This window comes from Microbacterium sp. AC132, from assembly GCF_979258525.1.
Map to the genome: position 1 here is coordinate 3,426,193 of NZ_OZ409862.1, position 22,108 is coordinate 3,448,300.

Here is a 22,108-nt window from a genome sequence, read left to right on the forward strand (position 1 = left end):
GGTGAGCGGATGGCGGAACCGCAGACGGCGTCGCAGGGCTCCAGCCTGAGACGACTGGTTCCCCGCATCTTCTCCCGCGCGCCCAGGATCAACGACCTCGACAATCTGATCCGCACGGTCCGTGCGAATCACCCGCGAGGCGATCTCGCCGTCATCGAGCGCGCCTACGCCGTGGCCAAGGAGAAGCACACCGGCCAGCAGCGCCAGAGCGGCGAGCCCTACATCACGCACCCGCTCGCCGTCGCGCAGATTCTCGCGGAGATGGGCCTGGGTCCTCGAGCCATCGCTGCGGCGCTGCTGCACGACACCGTCGAAGACACCGGCTATGCGCTCACCGACCTCACGGCGGAGTTCGGCGACGAGGTCGCGATGCTCGTCGACGGCGTCACCAAGCTCGACAAGGTCAAGTACGGCGAGAGCGCCCAGGCCGAGACCGTCCGCAAGATGATCGTCGCGATGTCGAAGGACATCCGCGTCCTGCTGATCAAGCTCGCCGACCGCCTGCACAACGCCCGCACGTGGGGATTCGTCCCGCCCGAGAAAGCTGCGAAGAAGGCCAAGGAGACGCTCGAGATCTACGCGCCTCTGGCCAACCGCCTCGGTATCCAGGCGATCAAGTCCGAGCTCGAGGACCTCTCGTTCGCCGTGCTGCATCCGAAGATCTACAACGAGATCCACAACCTGATCGCCCAGCGCACCCCGCAGCGCGAGAAGTACCTCGCTCAGGTCGTCGAGGAGATCGACGAGGACCTGCGCGATCTGCGCATCCGAGGCAAGGTCGTCGGGCGTCCGAAGCAGCTGTACTCGGTGTACCAGAAGATGGTCGTTCGAGGCCGCGAGTTCGACGACATCTACGACCTGATCGGCATCCGCGTGCTGGTCGCGTCGGTGCGCGACTGCTACGCGGTGCTCGGCGCCATCCACGCGCGCTGGACGCCGCTGCCCGGTCGCTTCAAGGACTACATCGCCACCCCGAAGTTCAACCTCTACCAGTCGCTGCACACCACGGTGATCGGACCGTCGGGTCGGACGGTCGAGATCCAGATCCGCACGCACGAGATGCACCAGCAGGCGGAGTACGGCGTCGCCGCGCACTGGATGTACAAAGAGCGGATGAACGGCGGCAAGACCGAGGTCCGCGCCGCCGACAACGACATGGCGTGGCTCGCGCACATCTCGGACTGGCAGGCCGAGACGGCGGATCCCGGCGAGTTCCTCGACTCTCTGCGCTTCGAGATCGGCGCGAAAGAGGTCTACGTCTTCACGCCGAAGGGGCGCGTCGTCGGGCTACCGGCGGGTGCGACGCCGGTCGACTTCGCGTACGCCGTGCACACCGAGATCGGCCACCGCACGATGGGCTCGAAGGTCAACGGGCGCCTCGTGCCGTTGGAATCGGAGCTCAAGAGCGGTGACGTGGTCGAGGTCTTCACCTCGAAGAACCCCGACGCCGGCCCGAGCCAGGATTGGCTCGGCTTCGTCAAGAGCACCCGCGCACGCAACAAGATCCGCGGATGGTTCACGAAGGAGCGTCGCGAAGAGGCGATCGAGCAGGGCAAGGAGGCCATCGCTCGCGCGATGCGCCGCCAGAACATGCCGCTGCAGCGCCTGATGAGCCAGGACTCGTTCGCCGAGGTCGCACATCAGCTCCGCTATGAGGACGTCTCTGCGCTGTATGCCGCCGTGGGCGAAGGCCACGTCTCCACGCAGTCCGTGCTCGAGAAGGTCACCGCGCTGGTCGCGGCGACCGATCCCGCCACAGGTCCGATCGACCTCCCCGGCAGCATGCCGTCGCGGGAGCCACGGGCAGGGGATTCGGGTGTCCTGGTGCGCGGAGCATCGGACATCCTCGTGAAGGTCGCGAAGTGCTGCACTCCGGTTCCCGGAGACGAGATCGTCGGTTTCGTGACGCGTGGCAGCGGCGTGTCCGTGCACCGCACGGACTGCCCGAACGTCAAGGCGCTCGCGAGCGAGGAGGACCGCTTCGTCGAGGTGTCGTGGGCCCCGACGACGAAGAGCGTCTTCCGGGTGCAGATCCAGGTCGAGGCCCTCGACCGTTCGGGGCTGCTCTCGGATGTCACCCGGGTGCTGAGCGAGCATCACGTCAACATCCTGTCGGCGACCGTCAGCACCACCGACGAACGCCTCGCCATCAGCCGCTTCGTCTTCGAGATGGGCGATGCCGTCCACCTCGACCGGGTGCTGAACGCGGTGCGTCGCATCGACGCGGTGTATGACGTGTACCGCGTCACCTCGTCCTGACGAGAATCCTCTCGAGCGCGCCGCGTCCAGCGCGCTTTCCCGGCACGCGGGTCATGCGCTCGAGCTCCTGAAGCGCAGCGGATACGAGATCGGGTTCGGCGTCGGCGAGGAGCACCATCCACCGATGCAGGGATCCGTCGCGGTGGAGTCCGAGAGCGAGATCGACCATGGTGCGCTCCGGCGTCATCACCGGTACGCCGCCGATCACGACGAGATCCGACGGCGGCAACGCTGTGTCATGAAGGATCACTCGTGCAGGCAGAGCGGGGCGGATCCGATGGCTCACTGCGCGCCGGACGTGATGGCGTGCAGGGGGAGTGTCACCGGCACCGTGGATCCATGCTGCCGTCGGGCCGGAGGCGGCCGTGTCCGCAGGGACGAGAGGCGCGAGCGCGGCTGCTCTCGCGCTTGCGCTCTCGACGAGATCGGCGGGGATGTAGCCCTCGCCCAGATCGACGAGATGCCCGTCGAGCCTCGCCGCGCTGAGTTCGGGGATCGTGAGGCGTTGGCCGGGCAGATACAGGAACGCGGGATGCATCACGCCAGTCTGGCGCGGTGCATCCCGCGTACTGATTCGATCCGGAGATCTGTGGAGAAGGTCAGCCGCCGAGGGCGTTGAGCCAGGTGCGGCGCGCTTCGAGTGCATCCGCCGCGGCCTTGGCGGCCTTCTTGTCTCCCGACTTCTCTGCGGCGGCCAGCTCGGACTCGAGCTTCTCGATCGCCTCGAGCAGCTGCGAGCTCATGTCGTTGGCGCGTGCCTTGGTCTCGGGGTTGTTCTTCTTCCAGTCGACCTCTTCGCGTGCCTTGAGCGCCTGCTCGATCACACGGAGACGATCGTCGAGAGCGCGCTCCTTCTCGCGGGGGAAGATGCGGCCGATCTCATCCCACTGGCGCTGGATGCCGGTGAGCAGCGCGCGGGCGCGCTTGATGTTCGGCTCGTCTGCGACTGCCTTGGCCTCTTCGAGAAGGGCCTGACGCGCTTCGATCTTCGGGGCGGAGTCCGCCTCTTCAGCCGCCGACTGCTCGGCACGAGCGGAGTACAGCGCGTCGCCGGCTGCCTTGAATCGCGCCCAGAGCGCGTCGTCGGCCTTGCGACCAGCGCGACCGGCGGCCTTCCACTCGTCGAGCAGACTGCGATACGCGGGGATGCCGTCGACTCCGCGAGGAGCGAGAGCCTCCGCGCGCTCGACCAGCCGCGTCTTGGCGTCACGAGCGGTCTTGTGGGTGTCGTCGAGCTCGGAGTAGAACGCGCGGCGTGCCTTGTCGACGGTGCCGCGCGCGTCACGGAACCGCTTCCAGAGCTGCTGGGACACCCCCTTCGACAGACGAGGGCCGTTCTGCTGCTGCGCCTGCCACGCGTCGAAGAGTTCGCCGAGCTCGGCGGTCACCTGCTTCCACTGCACCTTCGAGAGGTCGCGGGCTGCGATCGCCTCGGCGCGCTCGACGAGAGGCCGTGCGCTCGGCGATGGCCTTGTCGACCAGCTCCTTGGCCTGCTGGGCCTCCTGAGCAGTCGCCTCGGAGAGCGAGGAGGTCAGCGTGTTCAGACGCTCACGGAGTCCGGCGAGGTCACCCACAGCGGCAGCGTCGGTGGCCTCGGTGAGAAGATGACCGGCCTGCTTGACCAGGTCACCCGCAGACGCGCCGCCGGCCTGGTGACGCTGCTCGAGCGTGTGCACCTTGAACGCGATGTCCTCGTACTTGCGCACGAAGTAAGCGAGTGCCTCGTCGGGGGTGCCGTCGGGATACTGCCCGACCACGCGCCACTCGTCGCCCTCGCGAACCTCGACCGTGCCGTCTTCGGCGACACGGCCCCACTTCGCTGCCTCGGCACTCGATGCGGAGGTCGCGGGCGATGCTGCGGCTGCGGGAGTCGCTGCAGTGGGCTTGGTCAGCTTTCGCGGCAGCGGCGCTGCCGGGGAGCGGGAATGGGGGGAGTCGGCTTGGACGGCTCAGACACGGTGATTCTCCTTGCGCGGTAGGGCCCGCGGGAGGCGGAAAGGACGAGCTTCAGCCTAGTACGAGAGCGAGGTTGCAGTGTGGTCGTCGAATCTCACAATGGCCGTTACCGTTCTGTGAGCGAATCGTTCGACGCACGAAACACCGCGCGTCACATGCGGGAAACACCAGGCTCCTATCGTCGCCATCACGACGTCCCCCGGCGATTGGAGCAACATGAGCGAGGTCCTCCTCACACCCCAGGAGATCGTGGTGGTCGGTGCAGGGATGGTCGCGCATCGATTCGTGGAGAGCCTGATCAGCCGGGCCGAGACGCCGATGCATGTGACGGTGATCGGAGACGAGGCCCGTCGACCGTACGATCGGGTCGGACTCACCGGGTTCTTCTCGGGGGCGACTCCCGAGGAGCTCGAACTCGATCGCTCGGTGTTCGACGACTTCCGCGTGCGATTCCTCGCCGACGACAGAGTGCTGCGGATCGATCGCTCGGCCCGCACCGTCACGACGAGGTCGCGCACGAGCATCCCGTACGACACCCTTGTTCTCGCGACCGGCTCATACGCCGCGAAGGTCGCCGTGGACGGTGCGGACCTGCCCGGCTGCTTCGTCTATCGCACACTCGACGACGTCCAGGGCCTCAAGGACTTCGTCGAGCGGCGAGGACGCATGCTCGGTCGTCCGCTGCGCGGCGCGGTGATCGGCGGAGGGCTCCTCGGGCTCGAGGCCGCCGGCGCTCTGCAGGGAATGGATGTCGACGCCACCGTCGTGCAGTACTCCGATCGCCTGATGTCGGCTCAGCTCGACTCAGCGGGTGGAGGGATGCTCAAGCGTCTGCTCGAAGCGCGTGGCATCTCGGTGCGCACCGGATCGAGAACGACTCGGCTGGACCCGGATGACTCCGGCGCGGTCACGGCACTCGAGTTCCAGGACGGATCGATCGAACGGGCGGACGTCGTGGTCTTCACCGTCGGCGTGCGTCCCCGGGACGAGCTGGCGCGCAATGCGGAGATGCAGGTGGACCCACGCGGCGGTGTGATCATCGACGATCGGTGCTCGACGTCCGACCCCCACATCCTGGCGATCGGCGAGGTCGCCAACTTCGACGGTCGCTGCGTCGGACTGGTGGCTCCCGGATACGCCATGGCAGAGGTGGCGGCGACGCGCCTGCTCGGAGGCGATGCGGCGTTCCCCGGCTACGACGACTCCTCCAAGCTGAAGCTCTCGGGCGTCGATGTCGCGAGCTTCGGCGATGCGATGGCCACGACTCCCCATGCGCTCGACGTCGTCTATGCGGATCCTGTCGCCGGTGTCTATAAGAAGCTCGTGCTGTCGGATGACGCTCAGACGCTGCTCGGTGGGATCCTCGTCGGCGATGCGGCGGCCTACGGCGCGCTGCGTCCCCTCGTAGGCGCGAAGCTCGGCGCCGACCCGGCCGCCTACCTGCTGCCGGAAGGCGGGAACGAGGCTCCTGGTGGCGAGCTGCCGGATGAGGCCGTGGTCTGCTCGTGCTCGAATGTGACCGCCGGGCGCATCCGCCGAGCGGTGCACGATGAGGGGTGCACGGACGCCCCCGCGGTGAAGGGCTGCACGAAGGCCGGGGCGACCTGCGGATCCTGCGTGCTGATGGTGAAGAAGGTCGTGGGGCAGGAGCTCACCAAGCTCGGCCAGACCGTGTCGCATGCCCTCTGCGAGCACTTCGATCTCTCGCGGCGCCAGCTCTTCGACGCGGTACGGGTGGCTCAGCTCACGACGTTCAGTGGCATCGTCGAGCGCTTCGGGCGCGGCCGAGGGTGCGACATCTGCAAGCCGGCGATCGCCAGCATCCTCTCGGTGCTCGTGGGCGCGCACGTGCTCGACGGCGAGAACGCCACGCTGCAGGACACCAACGACCACGTGATGGCCAACATGCAGAAGGACGGCACGTACTCCGTCGTCCCGAGGATGGCCGGTGGCGAGGTCACACCGGAGGGACTGATCGCGATCGGGCAGATCGCGAAGGACTTCGCGCTGTACACGAAGATCACCGGCGGGCAGCGGATCGACATGTTCGGAGCGCGGCTCGAACAGCTTCCGGTGATCTGGCAGCGTCTGGTCGACGCGGGCTTCGAGTCGGGGCAGGCGTACGGCAAGTCGCTGCGCACGGTGAAGTCGTGCGTCGGGTCGACGTGGTGCCGCTATGGCGTCCTCGACGCGGTCGGCATGGCCGTCAAGCTCGAACTGCGCTATCGGGGGCTCCGTGCTCCCCACAAGCTCAAGCTCGGCGTCTCGGGCTGCGCTCGTGAATGCGCGGAGGCGCGGGGCAAGGACGTGGGAGTCATCGCCACCGAGACGGGGTGGAACATGTATGTCGGCGGCAACGGCGGCTTCACGCCGCGGCACGCGCAGCTGCTCGCGTCGGACCTCGACGACGAGGGTCTCATCAGGGCCATCGACCGCTTCTTCATGTACTACATCCGCACCGCCGATCGTCTGCAGCGCACGGCTCCCTGGTGCGAGGAGCTCGAGGGCGGACTCGACGGGCTGCGGAGTGTGATCTTCGACGACAGCCTGGGCATCTGCGCCGACCTCGATGCCTCGATGGCGCAGCACGTCGATCGCTACGAGGACGAATGGGCGGCCACCCTCGCTGACCCCGTGAAGCTCGAACGGTTCCGGTCGTTCGTCAACGCGGCCGATACGGCGGATCCGTCACTCGCCTATGTCTCTGAGCGCGGGCAGATCCGCCCGGCGTCGCCGGAGGAGCGTCGCGCCGGAGGCATCCTGATCGCCGGAACCGCTCTGGAGGTGCGCCGATGACCGTCGCGACGGACTCCACCACGCATGTGCGGGTATGCACGCTCGAGGACCTCGAGGTCGAACGAGGGCGAGCCGCTCTCTTGGACGGACAGCAGGTGGCACTGTTCCTCCTCTCGGACGGCACCGTGCTCGCAGTCGACAATCTCGACCCGTTCAGCGGAGCCAATGTCATCTCCCGCGGGATCGTGGGAAGTCGTGGGGATGTCCCCACGGTCGCATCCCCACTCCACAAGCAGATCTTCGATCTCCGCACCGGTGAGTGCATCGAGACCCACGGCAAGCCCCCCGCAGCACTGCGGGTGTGGCCGGTCGCGATCGACGACGGCGTCGTGTACGTCCGGATGCCGGAGAGCGTCGGATCATGAGGCGGACGCGTGTGGGCAGGGTCGACCTCGTCGGCGGTGGGCCGGGTCCCGCCGACCTCATGACGGTGCGCGCCTATCGCCTGCTGATGGCGGCCGACGTCGTGGTCGCCGATCGCCTCGGTCCGTTCGCGGAGCTCCGGAACGAGCTCCCGTCGCACGTCGAGGTCATCGATGTCGGCAAACGACCGGGTCACCACCCCGTCCCTCAGCACGAGATCGATGCCCTCCTCGTCGAACGCGCCCTCGCCGGCCACCGCGTGGTGCGGCTGAAAGGCGGCGATCCCTTCGTGCTCGGTCGCGGGGGAGAAGAGGTTCTCGCCTGTGAGGCCGCCGGTGTGCCGGTCAGTGTGACCCCGGGCGTCAGCAGCGCGATCTCGGTGCCTCAGGCCGCGGGGATCCCGGTGACCCATCGCGGCGTCGCGTCAGCGGTGCACATCATCAACGGTCACGGCGACCTCACCCCGAGTGCGCTCGCATCGCTGTCCGATCCGACGGTCACCACCGTCGTCCTGATGGGCGTGGCCTCGTTGCCTCGCCTCGCAGCCTCGGCCGCGTCGCACGGGGTGTCCGGCGACATCCCCGTGGCGATCGTCGAGAACGGTCACACCGAACGACAGCGCACCATCCGCAGCACCCTGGCGACGGCGGCGCAGGACGCGGCCGCTGCGCAGGTCGTGAACCCGTCCGTCATCGTGATCGGCGAGGTGGCTCGCGCGGGACTGCTGCTGCCGACGAGGGCGATGATCGCGGAGAGCGCCACATGACGACCGCGCGCACGCTCGACTCGGCGCTGGCGGGATGCACGATCATCGTCGCCGCAGACCGCCGCTCGATCGACCTGGCGACAGCCCTCGAGCGTCGCGGTGCGGTGGTCCATCGCGCGCCGGCGCTGAGCATCGTCACCAACTCCGACGACGCGCAGCTTCTCGCCCGCACCGAGCAGGTGATCGCCGCTCCTCCGGACATCGTGATCGTCACCACGGGCGTCGGGTTTCGCGGATGGATGGATGCCGCGCACGAGCACGGCCTCGACGGACAGCTCGACGCGGCACTGCAGGGCGCGCACTTCGTCGCACGGGGACCCAAGGCGCACGGCGCGATCCAGCAGGCGGGTTTCACGGCTGACTGGGTCGCCGAATCCGAGACGTCGGCCGAGGTCGGCGAGTACCTCCTCGCCTCCGGGGTCGCGGGCAAGCGGATCCTCGTGCAGCATCATGGCGCCGGATCGGACGGCCTCGACGAGTTGCTGGCGGATGCCGGAGCCGAGGTGCTGAGCATCACGGTCTACCGGTGGGGGCCGCCGCCGGATCCTGAGGTGGTGCGGCGTTCGGCCTTGCAGGCGGCGGCCGGCGAGGCGGACGCCGTGCTGTTCACCTCGGCACCGGGAGCGGCGTCGTGGATCGCGGTGGCAGAGGAGTCCGGCGCGCTCGAGCGCATCAGGAGACGCGCGGAGTCGGGCCGCCTCCTCCTGGCGTGCGTGGGCCCGATCACGGCCGCGCCGCTGCACGGCGCGAACCTCCGCACCACGATCGCCGACCGGGGACGACTCGGATCCCTCGCTCGAACGGTCATCGCGCATTTCGGCGGCGGGAGGGCACCGTCACTGCCGACCGACGCGGGTCTGGTCGAGGTACGCAGCGGCGGAGTCCTCGTGGACGGCGTGTTCATCCCGCTCTCGCGGTCGGCTGCCGCCTTGATCGAGGCGCTCGCCTCTGCGGGCGGGCGTGTGCTCTCGCGCGCCGAGCTCGGGGGCGTGCTCCCCGGCGCCGAGCGCAACGGACATGCGGTCGAGGTGGCCGTCGCACGGCTGCGGGAGGCTCTCGGCGGCAACGAACTCGTGCACACGGTGGTGAAACGCGGCTACCGCCTGGCGGTCACCGAGTACTGAGCGAGGTGCGCGCGGGGGAGTGCGGGCAGTGAACGCCCGTGTCCGCCACCCACAGGGACCGTGGTCTATCCGGCGGGGGCCTCAGTGGGTGCAGGCTCCGGCGTCGCGGGGTCTGTCGGCACGGGCGCCTCCGTCGGCTCGACGGTAGGCGAAGGCGAGGGGGCCGGGGGATTCACCTGCGCGTGAACGACCTGGCTCACCACGGCTCCGGCGACGATGAGTACTCCGGCGACGACGGCGATCGTGTTGTCGCGGGTGCGACGCCGGATCTGACCCTCATGCCACGTCTTGCGGGCGGTGTGCAGACGTGCGCGCTCCACCTCGGTGCGCGACTGCTGCGTGCTCTTCCCGCGTCCGGCCATTGCGTGCTCCCTTACTGGACGTGAATGTGCAACGTCGCCTGAGAGCCTACCGTCGAGATCGCGTCACGCCGTTCCCACCCGAAGTGTCGGTGCCCCGCGTTAGCCTGGACGGATGACCTCCGCCTCCGCACTGCTCTCCGGGCAGACGCCTCTCGCCGTGCGAATGCGCCCCGTGTCGCTCGACGAGGTCGCCGGTCAGAAGCACCTGCTGCGCGCGGGTTCCCCGATCGTCGCACTCGCCGACCCTGCCGCGACATCCCCGGGTGCCGTCTCGATCATCCTGTGGGGTCCGCCCGGCACCGGCAAGACCACTCTGGCGCAGGCGATCGCACGCTCATCGGGCCGCCGGTTCGTCGAGCTCTCCGCGATCACCGCCGGCGTGAAGGACGTGCGCGAGGTCATGCAGGAGGCGATCACCCAGCGCGACCTCTATGGCCAGACGACGATCCTCTTCCTCGATGAGATCCATCGGTTCACCAAGGCGCAGCAGGACGCCCTGCTCCCGGGCGTCGAGAACGGCTGGGTGCTGCTGATCGCGGCGACCACCGAGAATCCCTCGTTCTCGGTGATCTCGCCGTTGATGTCGCGATCGCTGCTCCTCACGCTCCAGCCGCTGACGGATGACGACATCGGGCTCCTGGTCGATCGGGCGGTGACCGATGCGCGCGGACTCAATGGCGCGGTCACCCTGGCCGACGACGCGCGCGCGGCGCTGATCCGGCTGGCGTCGGGCGATGCGCGGCGTGCGCTCACCGGACTCGAGGCGGCAGCGGCCGTAGCCCTCTCGAAGGGGAAGAAGGCGCGGTGCCCGCCGCGACGGCGGACGACGTCGCTCAGGCCGTCGACAAGGCGCTGCTGCGATACGACCGTCAGGGAGACGAGCACTACGACGTCATCAGCGCGTTCATCAAGTCGATCCGAGGATCCGACCCGGATGCGGCCCTGCACTATCTCGCGCGGATGATCGAGGCGGGGGAGGACCCTCGCTTCATCGCTCGGCGCCTGGTCATCTCGGCCTCCGAGGACGTGGGCCTCGCCGACCCGCAGGCGCTCTCCATCGCGGTCGCGGCCGCGGACGCCGTCGCGTTCATCGGAATGCCGGAGGGGCGGATCCCGCTCGCCGAAGCGACCGTCTATCTGGCCACGACAGCCAAGTCGAATGCGGCGTACGTGGGAATCGACCAGGCGATCGCCGACATCCGCTCCGGGGGGTTCGGACGCGTCCCGCTGCATCTGCGAGACGCGCACTATCCGGGCGCGAAGCGGCTCGGTCACGGCCGGGGATACGTCTACCCGCACGACAGCGAGTTCGGCATCCTGCCGCAGCAGTACCTCCCTGACGAACTGCGCGGAAAGCGGTACTACGAACCCAAGAACCTGGGTGCCGAGCGCGACATCTCGGCTCGCCTCGAGCGCATCAGACGCATCCTCGACGGGCGCTGACGCGAATCTGTTAGACTTGATCGGCTCGAAACCGTGTTTTCGGGCATCTCCTCGTTCACACCACACCTTGCTGGCGCCCCGGCGTGCGCTCCAAGGCAGAACGCGGACGATACGTCCGTGAGTCGTGAAAGACGCGACCACGTCATCGGAAGGAACACTTCGTGACCACGAAGTCCCAGGACCGCCGCAAGGTACGTCTGAGCCGTGCCCTCGGCATCCCGCTCACCCCGAAGGCCGCCCGCTACCTCGAGAAGCGTCCCTACGCTCCGGGTGAGCACGGCCGCACCAAGCGCAAGGCAGACAGCGACTACGCCGTCCGTCTGCGTGAGAAGCAGCGTCTGCGCGAGCAGTACGGCATCCGCGAGAAGCAGATGCGCAACACGTTCAACGAGGCTCGCCGTCAGGACGGCCTGACCGGTGAGAACCTGGTCGAGCTGCTCGAGATGCGTCTCGACGCCCTCGTCGTGCGTTCGGGCTTCGCCCGCACCACCGCGCAGGCTCGTCAGCTCGTCGTGCACCGTCACATCCTCGTCGACGGTCAGCTCGTCGACCGCCCGTCCTTCCGCGTGAAGCCGGGTCAGCTCATCCACGTCAAGGCCAAGAGCGAGGGCACCGAGCCCTTCCAGGTCGCAGCGGCCGGCGGTCACGCCGAGGTCCTGCCTCCCGTTCCCGGCTACCTCGAGGTCGAGCTCGACAAGCTCCAGGCTCGCCTGGTTCGTCGCCCGAAGCGCGCCGAGGTCCCCGTGACCTGTGAAGTGCAGCTCGTCGTCGAGTACTACGCAGCTCGCTGAGTTCCAGCTTTTCCGCAGAAGGCGTCGGGGTCACCCGACGCCTTCTGTCGTTTGCGCATACGATGGTGACACCGCGCCTTCGCGGGTCAGAGGCAAGGATGACGACATGAAGAACGTGCTGTGGTTCCTGATCGGTGTGATCGGCGGATTCGTCGCTGCGCATTTCATGAACAAGGACCCGCGCGGTCACGACATCCTCGCCGAGGTCGACGCTCGCTTCAACGAGTTCACCGGCATCATCGGCGACTCGTACCGCGAGCAGCAGGCGCGACTCGTAGACCCCGCGGACGACTGATCGCGCGCGGTCTCCCGGCCGCTGCCGCATCATCGTCCCGCCCCTCCACACCCTGTACGCAAGGACACCTGGCACCCCTATGAAAACTGCGGAGATCGCGCAGCGCTATCTCGACTTCTTCGAGAAGAACGACCACGTCATCGTCCCCTCGGCCTCTCTGGTCAGCGACGATCCGTCGCTGCTGTTCACGGTCGCAGGAATGGTGCCGATGATCCCGTACCTCACCGGAGTCGTGCCCGCGCCGCACCCGCGCATCGCGGACCTGCAGAAGTGCATCCGCACCAACGACATCGAAGAAGTCGGGAAGACCGCGCGTCACGGCACCTTCTTCCAGATGATGGGCAACTGGTCCTTCGGCGACTACTTCAAAGAGGGCGCGATCCGCTACGCGTGGGAGCTGCTGACGAGCTCGGAGGCAGACGGCGGCCTCGGTTTCGACGAGAAAGACCTCTGGGTCACCGTCTACGAGACCGACGACGAGGCTGAGGCCATCTGGCGCGACATCATCGGCCTGAAGCCGGAGCGCATCCAGCGTCTGGGGCGTGCGGACAACTACTGGAACACCGGTCAGCCCGGTCCCGGTGGCCCCGACAGCGAGATCTTCTTCGACCGAGGTCCCGCGTACGGCAAGGACGGCGGCCCCGCGGCCGACGACTCGCGGTTCCTCGAGATCTGGAACCTCGTGTTCATGCAGGACTTCATCGACAACATCCGCGGCAAGACCGAGTTCGACATCGTGGGCGAGCTGCCACAGAAGAACATCGACACCGGCATGGGACTCGAGCGCGTCGCGTTCCTCAAGCAGGGCGTCGAGAACATGTACGAGACGGATCAGGTGCGCCCGGTCCTCGATCGCGCGGTCGAGCTCTCCGGCCGCCGTTACGGTGCCGTCCACGAAGACGACGTGCGCTTCCGTGTCGTGGCCGACCACGTGCGCTCGTCCCTCATGCTGCTGTCCGACGGCGTCCGCCCGTCCAATGAGGGCCGCGGATACATCCTCCGCCGCCTCATGCGGCGCACGGTGCGCTCGATGCGTCTGCTCGGCGTCGACGAGCCGGTCTTCCCCGAGCTCTTCGCCACGTCCCGTGATGCCATGAAGTCGGCATACCCGGTGCTCGAGAAGGAATGGTCGACTCTCTCGGCCTCCGCCTTCGCCGAGGAGGAGACCTTCCGGCGCACTCTGGCGCAGGGGTCGACGATCCTCGATCTCGCGCTGGACGAGACGAAGAAGGGCGGCGGGGCGGCGCTGAGCGGCTCCGAGGCGTTTCTGCTGCACGACACGTACGGCTTCCCGATCGATCTCACGCTCGAGGTCGCTGAGGAAGCCGGTCTCGCGGTCGACCGTGAGGCGTTCGACACCCTGATGCAGGAGCAGCGCTCGCGCGCCAAAGCTGACGCACGCAATCGCAAGCGTCAGCTCGCGGACGTCTCGGTGTACCGCGATCTCCGTGCGCTGGGCGAGACGGGCTTCGACGGCTACTCCGAGCTGGAGGTCGACTCGCGCATCCTCGGCATCCTGGTCGACGGACAGCCGGCCCGCACCGCCTCAGAGGGACAGATCGCCGAGGTCGTGCTCGCCGAGACGACTCTCTACGCCGAGTCCGGCGGTCAGGTCGCCGACAAGGGCGTCATCGTCGGGCCGGGCTACGAGCTCGAGGTGCTCGATGTGCAGCGTCCGGTGCCCGGTCTGATCAGCCACACGGTCGAGGTCACTCGCGGGGCTGTAGCCGTGGACGACCCCGCGACCACGGTCGTCGACGCCGCCAACCGACGCGCCGCCAGGCAGGCGCACTCGGCGACGCACCTCGTGCATGCGGCGCTGCGTGACACGCTCGGACCGACCGCCACGCAGGCCGGTTCGCTCAACCGTGCCGGGTACATGCGTTTCGACTTCTCGTGGTCTCAGGCTCTCTCGGCCGACACGCGCACCGAGATCGAGGAGATCACCAACCGCGCGGTCAACGACGCCCTCGAGGTCACGACTCGCATCGTGACGCTCGACGAGGCGAAGGAGGCCGGTGCTATGGCGCTCTTCGGTGAGAAGTACGGCGACGTCGTGCGGATGGTCGACATCGGCGGTCCGTGGTCGCGCGAACTCTGCGCGGGCACGCACGTCACCACGAGTGCCGAGATCGGCCTCGTCAGCGTCGTCGGCGAGTCGTCGGTCGGCGCGTCGAACCGCCGCATCGAGGCGCTGGTCGGCCAGGACGCGTTCCGCGAGCTCGCTGCAGAACGCGCGCTCGTGTCGCAGCTGACCACCTCGCTCAAGACCCCTCGCGACCAGCTCGCCGAGCGCATCGCGGATCTCTCCGCCAGCCTCAAGGCGGCCGAGAAGCGCATCGCCCAGTTCGAGTCCAAGGAGCGCGCGGGCCGTGTCCCGGCCATCGCCGATGCCGCGAACCGCGTCGGCGCGTTCCGTGTGGCCGCGCAGTCGCTCGGTGAGGTGGCGTCGGCCGACGATGTGCGCGAGCTCGTCCTCGGCGTCCGCGACCGTCTCGGTTCCGACCCCGCCGTCGTCGCTCTCGGCGCTGTCGTGAACGGACGCCCGGTGGTGGTCGTCGCGACGAACGATGCCGCGCGCACCGCCGGAGCGAAGGCCGGTGCCCTCGCGAAGCGCGCCGCCTCCGTACTCGGCGGCGGCGGCGGAGGTCGTGACGACGTCGCTCAGGGTGGTGGCACGGATGTCGCCGCCCTGCAGGCAGCGCTCGAGGCCGTGTCGCAGGAGCTGCAGTCAGCGTGAGCGGCTTCCGCCGCGGCGTGCGGCTCGGTGTCGATGTCGGGCGTGCCCGGGTCGGCGTCGCCCGCTGCGATCCGGACGGCATGCTCGCGGTGCCGGTCGAGACCGTGCAGCGCAACGACACGTCGATCGACAGGATCGCCGCGATCGCCGAGGACTTCGACGTGCTCGAGTTCGTGGTCGGGCTGCCAGTCAATCTGCAGGGCACCGATACCGCGTCGACGACCGACGCGCGCGAGTTCGCCGCGGCTCTGCAGGCGCAGACGGGCACTCCCGTCCGGCTCGTCGACGAGCGCCTCAGCACCGTCACCGCACACGCCGCTCTGCGTTCTTCGGGCAGAACACAGAAGAAGTCTCGTAGCATTGTGGATCAGATCGCCGCGGTGATCCTGCTGCAGCAGGCGATCGACACGGAGAAGAGCACCGGAAACCCGCCCGGTGCCACGATTCCGCTCGACGAGGAGTCCCCCCGATAATGCCCGAACGCGAGAGCGCTTCGCCTCAGCACGATCCGGATGCCCGTCTGGGCGATCTGTTCGAGAACCTTCCCGACCCGTCGCCGCAGATCCCGACGGTCGACAACACCCCGCCCGCTCCAGGGTCGCGCCGGGCGGCGCGTGAAGCCGCGGCTGCGCAGCCGGGGGCTCCGGCCGGGCCAGCCGGCACCCCCGCGGACCGCTCGTCGTCGGACGATGCGTCGACCAGGGCGATGCCCGTACTGTCCGCGGACGAGCCCGTTGCCCCCCGACTTTCCGACAGCGAGTCCTCCGTCGGCGAGGCGGCCGCGGACCGAGCCGAATCCGGCTCGGGGTCGGAAGCGCCCGCCGGCGCCGCGGTGGGCGCCGCGTCGGGGAGCGCGGCAGCAGGCGGACGCCTCGAAGACCTCTTCCACGCGCATCCGGAACACGATGCCGGCCACCCAGCGCCCGCGAAGAAGAAGCGCCGCACGGGCTGCCTGGTGGCGCTCGTCATCGTCCTCGCCGTGATCGGCGGCATCGTCGGCGCGGGATTCTGGGCGTGGGGCACCTACGGCGACAAGATCAGCGAGGCGCTCGGATGGGGCGACCCCAAGGACTGGGAGCCCGGGCTCGCATCCGGCGAGGTGCTCGTCACCATCCATGAGGGCGACACCGGCGCTCCCGTGTCCACCGCGCTCTACGAAGCGGGCGTCACGCGCACGGAGGACGTCTTCTACGACTACCTGGTCACCGAGAACGTCGCGGTCACCTTCTATCCGGGCATCTACAGCCTGAAGGAGAAGATGACAGCCGAGGCGGCGCTCGAGGCGCTGCAGGACCCCGCCAACAAGCGCGAGAACTCGGCGAGCGTGGGCGAGGGCGCGACCATCGAATCCTCCCTGCCCGACATGGCCGAATCGCTCGGCATGCCCATCGAGGAGCTCCAGGCGGCGGTCGACGCCGACCCTGCGACCTACGGCGTGACCGCGCAGAGCCTCGAGGGGTGGCTGTTCCCGGCCGTCTACACGTTCGATCCGGGAGTCACCGCCACCCAGGTCATCCAGCGGATGGTCGACCGCACGAAGGAATCGCTGACAGAGGCCGGGGTGCCGGCGGAGGACGCTCAACGCGTGCTCACGATCGCCTCGATCATCCAACGTGAGGGCCTCACCGCAGACTTCCCGAAGGTGTCTCGTGTGATCGAGAACCGCCTCGACATCGACATGAAGCTGCAGATGGACTCGACGGCGCAGTACGGCTACGGTTCGCTGCACGAGGGCGTCGTGTCGAGTTCGGCCGAGGCGCTCGAGGACGACAATCCCTGGAACACCTACGTGCACACCGGCCTGCCGGTCACGCCGATCGCGAGCCCGAGCTTCGCTGCGATCGACGCGGCCATGCACCCCGCAGACGGCCCCTGGCTCTACTTCGTGACGACGAACCTCGCCACCGGAGAGACCCAGTTCTCGGTCACCTACGAGGAGCACCTGCAGGGAGTCGAGAAGTGGGAGCAGTGGTGTCAGGAGAACCCCGACGGGGGTTGCTCGGCCGGATGAGCTCCGCGCGGCTCGCAGTCTGGGGCGACCCGATCGCGCACTCCAAGTCTCCGCAGCTGCACGCGGCCGCCTACCGTGCGCTGGGCCTCGATTGGGAGTACACGCGTCGCCAGGTCGACGACGTGGCGTTCGACACGACTCTGGCCACTCTGGACGACTCGTGGCGGGGGCTCTCGCTCACGATGCCGCTGAAGGAGAAGGCGCACAGCGCGTCGGTCACGCACGACCGCTATGCCGACCTCACCGGAGCAGTGAACACGCTGCTGCTCACCGACGGCATCCGCGGCTTCAACACCGATGTCGGCGGGATCCTCGACGCCCTGGGCGAGCAGGACCTTCGGGGAATCGGTGATGTCCGCATCCTCGGCGCCGGCGCCACGGCATCCTCGGCTCTGGTCGCGTGCGTCGAGGCCGGGGCCCGCACTGTCGATGTGCGGGCGCGCCGTCCCGAACGGGCAGCCGGACTGGTGGCTCTCGGACGGAGACTCGGCGTCTCGATCACGACCTCGACGTTCGATGCCGACGCCGACGATGTCGGGCTCACCGTCGCGACGCTCCCCGGAGGCTCCGTGCTGGACGAGGCGACGTCAGCGCGCCTCAGCGAGAGCGGGGGCGCGCTGTTCGACGTCGCGTACTCACCCTGGCCGTCGGCGCTCGCATCGGTGTGGCGCGGGGGCGGGCCGTCTCCGGGGAGGCGATGCTGCTGCGTCAGGCCGTGCGCCAGATCCGCATCTTCCTGCACGGAGACCAGAGCGTTCCGCTCCCCGCGGAGGAGGTCGTGGTCGCCGCGATGGAAGCCGCCCTGTAGTCACCGGCCGTCACGCGGCACGATCCGAGGCGAAACGCGTGGGAGACTAGACCAATGCTCCGCGTGCTCACGGCCGGCGAATCGCACGGCCCAGAACTCATTGCCGTCATGGAGGGTCTGCCTTCGGGCGTCCCGGTGTCCTCCGAGGCGATCCAGGCCGATCTCGCACGACGCAAACTCGGCTACGGTCGAGGCTCCCGCATGAAGTTCGAGCAGGACGAGCTGACGATCTCGGGCGGCGTCCGCCACGGCAAGACGCTCGGAAGCCCGATCGCTCTTCGCATCGGCAACACGGAGTGGCCGAAGTGGATCGAGGTCATGAACCCGGAGCCGGTCGAGCTGACAGACAGGTCGCGTGGCCGGAGCGCACCGCTGACCCGCCCGCGGCCGGGACACGCCGATCTCGTCGGCATGCAGAAGTACGACTTCGACGAGGCTCGACCCATCCTCGAACGCGCCAGCGCCCGAGAGACGGCGGCCAGGGTGGCGCTCGGCGCCATCGCGCGCTCGTTCCTCGGCGAGCTGGGCATCCGTCTCGTCAGCCACACCCTCTCGATCGGACCGGTGCGCGTGCCCGACGGCGCCGCGCTGCCGACCCCGGACGACGTGGACCGGCTGGACGCCGATCCGCTGCGCTGCTTCGACGCGTCGACCTCCGCCCTGATGGTGGCCGAGGTCGATGACGCGAAGAAGGACGGCGACACGCTCGGCGGGATCGTCGAGGTGCTCGCCTACGGTCTTCCGCCCGGACTCGGCTCGCACGTCCACTGGGATCGCCGTCTGGACGCGCGGCTGGCGCAGGCTCTCATGAGCATCCAGGCCATCAAGGGCGTGGAGGTCGGCGACGGCTTCGAGACCACACGACGACGCGGATCCGCGGCTCACGACGAGCTGTTCGCGACGGCAGACGGCATCTCGCGCGGCTCCGACCGCGCCGGAGGCACCGAGGGCGGGATGTCGACGGGCACGGTGTTGCGCGTCCGTGCAGGCATGAAGCCGATCGCCACCGTGCCGCACGCGCTGCGCACGATCGACATCGCGTCCGGCGAGGATGCCACGGCGCACCATCAGCGATCCGACGTGTGCGCCGTGCCTGCGGCAGGCGTCGTGGCCGAGGCCATGGTCGCCGTCGAGCTCGCCAACGCCGTGCTCGAGAAGTTCGGCGGCGACAGCATCGGCGAGACGCGCCGCAACCTCGACGCCTACCTCGCTGCGATCCCGGCCGAGCTGCGGACGACGCCTGCGTCCGAGGCAGCGCTCATCGCGCATGACGAGCGCGGCTGACCTGCTGTCGCTGGTGCTCGTCGGCCCGATGGCGGCGGGCAAGACCAGCGTCGGTCGTCGTGTCGCGCGCAAGCTCGGCGTCCCGTTCGTCGACACGGACAAGCGGGTGGTCGCGGTGCACGGCCCGATCCCCCTGATCTTCGAGGAGCACGGGGAGTCGCATTTCCGCGCGCTCGAACGGGCCGAGGTCGCAGAGGCGCTGCGTGCGGGCGGCGTGATCTCGCTGGGCGGGGGAGCGGTGACCGACCCTGAGACCAGGAGGCTGCTGCTCGACCACCCGGTCGTCTTCCTGACGGTCACCCCCGCAGCGGTGGCTGACCGCATACAGAGCGGCGGCCGACCGCTGCTCGCGGGCGACGACCCTGTCGGGCGATGGACGCAGATCTTCGAAGAACGTCGAGACTGGTATGACGAGGTGGCATCCGTGACGTTCGACACGTCGCGGCGCCCCATGCAGCGCATCGCCGACGACATCGCGGCGTGGAGGAGAGAACTGGGATGACTACGACAACCATCAGCGTGACGGGCGAGAACCCCTACGACATCGCCATCGGGCGGGGGATCCTCGATCGGGTGTCCGCGGCACTCGATCCCGGAGTCCGCAAGGTGCTGGTCGTCCACCCGCCGACCCTGGCCGCGCGTGCGGCAGAGCTTCGTGACAGGCTGCTCGCCGATGTCGAGAACGGTCCGCGGGAGGTCCTGCTCGCCGAGGTGCCGGATGCCGAGCAGGGCAAGCGCATCGAGGTCGCCGCCTTCTGCTGGCAGGTCATGGGGCAGGCTGACTTCACGCGCTCGGACGCGGTCGTCGGATACGGCGGAGGCGCCGTGACCGACCTCGCCGGATTCGTCGCGGCGACCTGGCTTCGCGGCGTGCAGCTCGTGCAGGTGCCCACCACCGTGCTCGGCCTCGTCGATGCCTCCGTGGGCGGCAAGACGGGGATCAACACGGCTGAGGGCAAGAACCTCGTCGGAGCGTTCTGGGCTCCCCGTGCGGTGATCGGCGATCTCGACGAGCTGGCGAGCCTCAGCCCGAACGAGGCGACCGCCGGATTCGCCGAGGTGGTGAAGGCGGGGTTCATCTGGGCACCGGAGATCCTCGACATCATCGAAGCCGATCCGGTGCGCGCCGTCGACTCGACCACACCGGAGTTCCGGCGTGCGGTCGAGCTCGCGATCGACATGAAGGCCCAGGTCGTCTCGGACGACTTCCGCGAGGCGGGGCAGCGCGAGATCCTCAACTACGGCCATACGCTCGGCCACGCCATCGAGCATGCCGAGCGCTACCGCTGGCGGCACGGCGCGGCGATCTCGATCGGCATGCTGTACGCCGCCGAGCTGTCGCGACTCGCGGGGCGACTGTCGGACTCCGCAGCGGAGCGCCACCGCACGATCCTCGAGTCGCTGGGCCTTCCGACCGGCTACCGTGCCGGTGCGTGGCCGCAGCTGCTGGCGACGATGCAGCGCGACAAGAAGAGCCGCGGCGGCATGCTGCGCTTCATCCTCCTCGACGACATCGCGAAGCCCACCGTGCTGCAGGCACCCGATGAGTCGCTGCTCTTCGCCGCGTACCAGGAGATCGGCGAATGACCCGCCGCATCCTGCTCGTCAACGGGCCGAACCTCAACCTGCTCGGCAGTCGCGAGCCCGAGGTCTACGGCACGGCGACGCTCGCCGATGTGGAGCGACTCACCGCTCAGGCGGCCGCAGCCGAGGGCTTCGAGATCCGCGCTGTGCAGAGCAATCACGAGGGTGTGCTGATCGACGAGATCCATGCCGCGCGCGCGGACTGCGCGGCGATCATCATCAATCCGGGCGGGCTCACGCACACGAGCGTGTCGCTGCGCGATGCGCTCACGGGAGTCGCGCTGCCGTTCGCCGAGGTGCACATCTCCGACGTGTACGCACGTGAGGAGTTCCGGCACCACTCGTACCTGCACGATGTCGCTGCGGTGCGGGTCATCGGCGAGGGTGTCGACGGCTACGCGAGCGCCGTGCGGCAGCTCGCAGCGCTGATCCCGTAGAATCGACTCTCGGCCCACCCCAGTCCAGACCGGACGCGAGCGGCCCCCAGACTCGAGAAACGGAAAGTCCAGCGCATGGCATCTACCGCAGACATCAAGAACGGCGTCGTCCTGAGCATCGAGCGGCAGCTCTGGAGCGTCGTCGAGTTCCAGCACGTCAAGCCCGGCAAGGGTGGCGCCTTCGTGCGCACCAAGCTGAAGAACGTCATGACCGGAAAGGTCGTCGACAAGACGTTCAACGCCGGCGCCAAGGTCGAGATCGAGAACGTCGACCGTCGCGACTTCACCTACCTCTACACCGATGGTGACGGGTACGTGTTTATGGACCAGACGGACTACGACCAGATCACGGTCCCCGCTGCGACCGTCGGCGACGCGAAGAACTTCCTGCTCGAGAACCAGCAGGTCACGATCGCGCTCAACAACGGCAACCCGCTGTACATCGATCTCCCCGCGTCCGTGATCCTCGAGATCACCTACAGCGAGCCCGGTGTGCAGGGCGACCGCTCGTCGGCGGGAACGAAGCCGGCCACGCTCGAGACGGGCTACGAGATCCAGGTGCCGCTCTTCGTCGAGACCGGCACCAAGGTCAAGGTCGACACGCGCACCGGCGACTACCTCGGTCGCGAGAAGTAAGGCGTGAGCGCCCGTACGAAAGCGCGCAAGCGCGCACTCGACATCCTGTTCTCCGCCGACGTCCGTGGAGACGAGATCGCGGTGACCCTGGCCGCAGAGGCCAAGCGCGCCGCGAGCGAACCCGCTCGCGAGGCCTCCTGGCTCTACGCCCGTGAGGTGGTGGACGGCATCATCGACCACCACGACGAGATCGACGAGCAGATCACGACCCACAGCCGCGATTGGAGGATCGAGCGCATGCCCGCGGTCGATCGCGCGCTGCTGCGCATCGGCGTCTGGGAGATCCTGTTCAATGACGCGGTGCCGACCGCTGTCGCCATCGATGAGGCGGTCGAACTCGCCAAGGAGTTCTCGACCGACGATTCGGGCGCGTTCGTGCACGGCGTGCTCGCACGCGTCTCTCGCGCGGCCTGAGCGACGACTCGGGACGCGGTCTCCGAGATGTCGGAGGC

At 68.5% G+C, this 22,108-nt stretch carries 21 protein-coding genes and 1 pseudogene; 18 read left to right on the top strand and 4 right to left on the bottom strand.

Annotated features, from left to right (window positions below; genetic code table 11):
• Window positions 1-9: 9 nt before the first annotated feature.
• A complete protein-coding gene (locus ACZZZQ_RS16575; protein ID WP_053096167.1) occupies window positions 10-2,259 on the top strand; it encodes a RelA/SpoT family protein in 2,250 nt (749 codons plus the stop codon).
• On the opposite strand, the gene ACZZZQ_RS16580 is transcribed toward ACZZZQ_RS16575, so the two are convergent.
• The 3 genes from ACZZZQ_RS16580 to ACZZZQ_RS16590 all read right to left on the bottom strand — a co-directional run bounded on the left by ACZZZQ_RS16580 (window position 2,246) and on the right by ACZZZQ_RS16590 (window position 4,017).
• Window positions 2,246-2,797 carry a type IV toxin-antitoxin system AbiEi family antitoxin gene (locus tag ACZZZQ_RS16580; protein ID WP_463507960.1) on the bottom strand — a complete coding sequence of 184 codons (552 nt, stop codon included), beginning with the start codon at window positions 2,795-2,797 and terminating at the stop codon, window positions 2,246-2,248. The genes ACZZZQ_RS16575 and ACZZZQ_RS16580 overlap by 14 nt on opposite strands.
• Before the next feature lie 61 nt (window positions 2,798-2,858).
• Entirely contained in the window at window positions 2,859-3,647 is a 789-nt protein-coding gene (locus ACZZZQ_RS16585; protein WP_463507961.1) for a DUF349 domain-containing protein, read from the bottom strand.
• Window positions 3,541-4,017, bottom strand: a complete 477-nt coding sequence (locus ACZZZQ_RS16590) for a hypothetical protein (RefSeq protein ID WP_463507962.1) — start codon at window positions 4,015-4,017, stop codon at window positions 3,541-3,543. The genes ACZZZQ_RS16585 and ACZZZQ_RS16590 overlap by 107 nt, the downstream gene beginning before the upstream one ends.
• A gap of 415 nt (window positions 4,018-4,432) precedes the next feature.
• On the opposite strand from ACZZZQ_RS16590, the gene nirB reads away from it, so the two are divergent.
• Genes nirB through ACZZZQ_RS16610 form a run of 4 tightly spaced genes read left to right on the top strand, consistent with a single transcriptional unit; the run spans window position 4,433 to window position 9,265 of the window.
• A complete protein-coding gene (nirB, locus tag ACZZZQ_RS16595) occupies window positions 4,433-7,012 on the top strand; it encodes a nitrite reductase large subunit NirB (RefSeq protein WP_463507963.1) in 2,580 nt (859 codons plus the stop codon).
• On the top strand, window positions 7,009-7,377 hold the full coding sequence (gene nirD, locus ACZZZQ_RS16600) for a nitrite reductase small subunit NirD (RefSeq protein WP_400341032.1): 369 nt from the start codon (window positions 7,009-7,011) through the stop codon (window positions 7,375-7,377). The genes nirB and nirD overlap by 4 nt, the downstream gene beginning before the upstream one ends.
• Window positions 7,374-8,141, top strand: a complete 768-nt coding sequence (gene cobA, locus ACZZZQ_RS16605) for a uroporphyrinogen-III C-methyltransferase (RefSeq protein WP_053096161.1) — start codon at window positions 7,374-7,376, stop codon at window positions 8,139-8,141. The genes nirD and cobA overlap by 4 nt, the downstream gene beginning before the upstream one ends.
• Window positions 8,138-9,265: a uroporphyrinogen-III synthase gene (locus ACZZZQ_RS16610; RefSeq protein WP_053096159.1), complete on the top strand. Its 1,128-nt coding sequence runs from the start codon at window positions 8,138-8,140 to the stop codon at window positions 9,263-9,265. The genes cobA and ACZZZQ_RS16610 overlap by 4 nt, the downstream gene beginning before the upstream one ends.
• 65 nt (window positions 9,266-9,330) lie before the next feature.
• Here ACZZZQ_RS16610 and ACZZZQ_RS16615 read toward each other — a convergent pair whose 3' ends face one another.
• Complete coding sequence (locus tag ACZZZQ_RS16615; protein WP_053096157.1) at window positions 9,331-9,627, bottom strand: hypothetical protein; 297 nt, start codon at window positions 9,625-9,627, stop codon at window positions 9,331-9,333.
• Window positions 9,628-9,739: 112 nt separating this feature from the next.
• Here ACZZZQ_RS16615 and ACZZZQ_RS16620 point away from each other — a divergent pair.
• The 13 genes and pseudogenes from ACZZZQ_RS16620 to nusB all read left to right on the top strand — a co-directional run bounded on the left by ACZZZQ_RS16620 (window position 9,740) and on the right by nusB (window position 22,070).
• Window positions 9,740-11,070 (top strand): annotated as a pseudogene (locus ACZZZQ_RS16620) (replication-associated recombination protein A).
• A gap of 161 nt (window positions 11,071-11,231) precedes the next feature.
• Window positions 11,232-11,861, top strand: a complete 630-nt coding sequence (gene rpsD / locus ACZZZQ_RS16625) for a 30S ribosomal protein S4 (protein ID WP_052677824.1) — start codon at window positions 11,232-11,234, stop codon at window positions 11,859-11,861.
• Window positions 11,862-11,967: 106 nt separating this feature from the next.
• Window positions 11,968-12,156 carry a hypothetical protein gene (locus ACZZZQ_RS16630; protein WP_053096155.1) on the top strand — a complete coding sequence of 63 codons (189 nt, stop codon included), beginning with the start codon at window positions 11,968-11,970 and terminating at the stop codon, window positions 12,154-12,156.
• A gap of 79 nt (window positions 12,157-12,235) precedes the next feature.
• Complete coding sequence (gene alaS, locus ACZZZQ_RS16635) at window positions 12,236-14,896, top strand: alanine--tRNA ligase (RefSeq protein WP_363520662.1); 2,661 nt, start codon at window positions 12,236-12,238, stop codon at window positions 14,894-14,896.
• Window positions 14,893-15,369 (top strand): Holliday junction resolvase RuvX, encoded by a 477-nt coding sequence (gene ruvX / locus ACZZZQ_RS16640; RefSeq protein ID WP_463507964.1) that lies wholly within the window; start codon window positions 14,893-14,895, stop codon window positions 15,367-15,369. Before alaS ends, ruvX begins: the two co-directional genes overlap by 4 nt.
• Window positions 15,369-16,907 carry an endolytic transglycosylase MltG gene (mltG, locus tag ACZZZQ_RS16645; RefSeq protein ID WP_463507965.1) on the top strand — a complete coding sequence of 513 codons (1,539 nt, stop codon included), beginning with the start codon at window positions 15,369-15,371 and terminating at the stop codon, window positions 16,905-16,907. The genes ruvX and mltG overlap by 1 nt, the downstream gene beginning before the upstream one ends.
• Complete coding sequence (locus ACZZZQ_RS16650; protein WP_463507966.1) at window positions 16,904-17,920, top strand: hypothetical protein; 1,017 nt, start codon at window positions 16,904-16,906, stop codon at window positions 17,918-17,920. The genes mltG and ACZZZQ_RS16650 overlap by 4 nt, the downstream gene beginning before the upstream one ends.
• Window positions 17,824-18,999, top strand: a complete 1,176-nt coding sequence (gene aroC / locus ACZZZQ_RS16655; protein ID WP_463507967.1) for a chorismate synthase — start codon at window positions 17,824-17,826, stop codon at window positions 18,997-18,999. Before ACZZZQ_RS16650 ends, aroC begins: the two co-directional genes overlap by 97 nt.
• Entirely contained in the window at window positions 18,983-19,501 is a 519-nt protein-coding gene (locus tag ACZZZQ_RS16660) for a shikimate kinase (protein WP_320488332.1), read from the top strand. The genes aroC and ACZZZQ_RS16660 overlap by 17 nt, the downstream gene beginning before the upstream one ends.
• The gene (gene aroB, locus ACZZZQ_RS16665; RefSeq protein WP_463496985.1) at window positions 19,498-20,586 is read left to right on the top strand and encodes a 3-dehydroquinate synthase; all 1,089 of its coding nucleotides are present in this window, start codon (window positions 19,498-19,500) and stop codon (window positions 20,584-20,586) included. Before ACZZZQ_RS16660 ends, aroB begins: the two co-directional genes overlap by 4 nt.
• Window positions 20,583-21,020, top strand: a complete 438-nt coding sequence (gene aroQ / locus ACZZZQ_RS16670) for a type II 3-dehydroquinate dehydratase (RefSeq protein ID WP_372983530.1) — start codon at window positions 20,583-20,585, stop codon at window positions 21,018-21,020. The genes aroB and aroQ overlap by 4 nt, the downstream gene beginning before the upstream one ends.
• A 75-nt stretch (window positions 21,021-21,095) precedes the next feature.
• The gene (efp, locus tag ACZZZQ_RS16675; protein WP_053096137.1) at window positions 21,096-21,656 is read left to right on the top strand and encodes an elongation factor P; all 561 of its coding nucleotides are present in this window, start codon (window positions 21,096-21,098) and stop codon (window positions 21,654-21,656) included.
• 3 nt (window positions 21,657-21,659) lie between these two features.
• Window positions 21,660-22,070, top strand: coding sequence for a transcription antitermination factor NusB (gene nusB / locus ACZZZQ_RS16680; RefSeq protein WP_053096135.1), 411 nt, complete (start codon window positions 21,660-21,662; stop codon window positions 22,068-22,070).
• The last annotated feature ends 38 nt before the right edge of the window (window positions 22,071-22,108 follow it).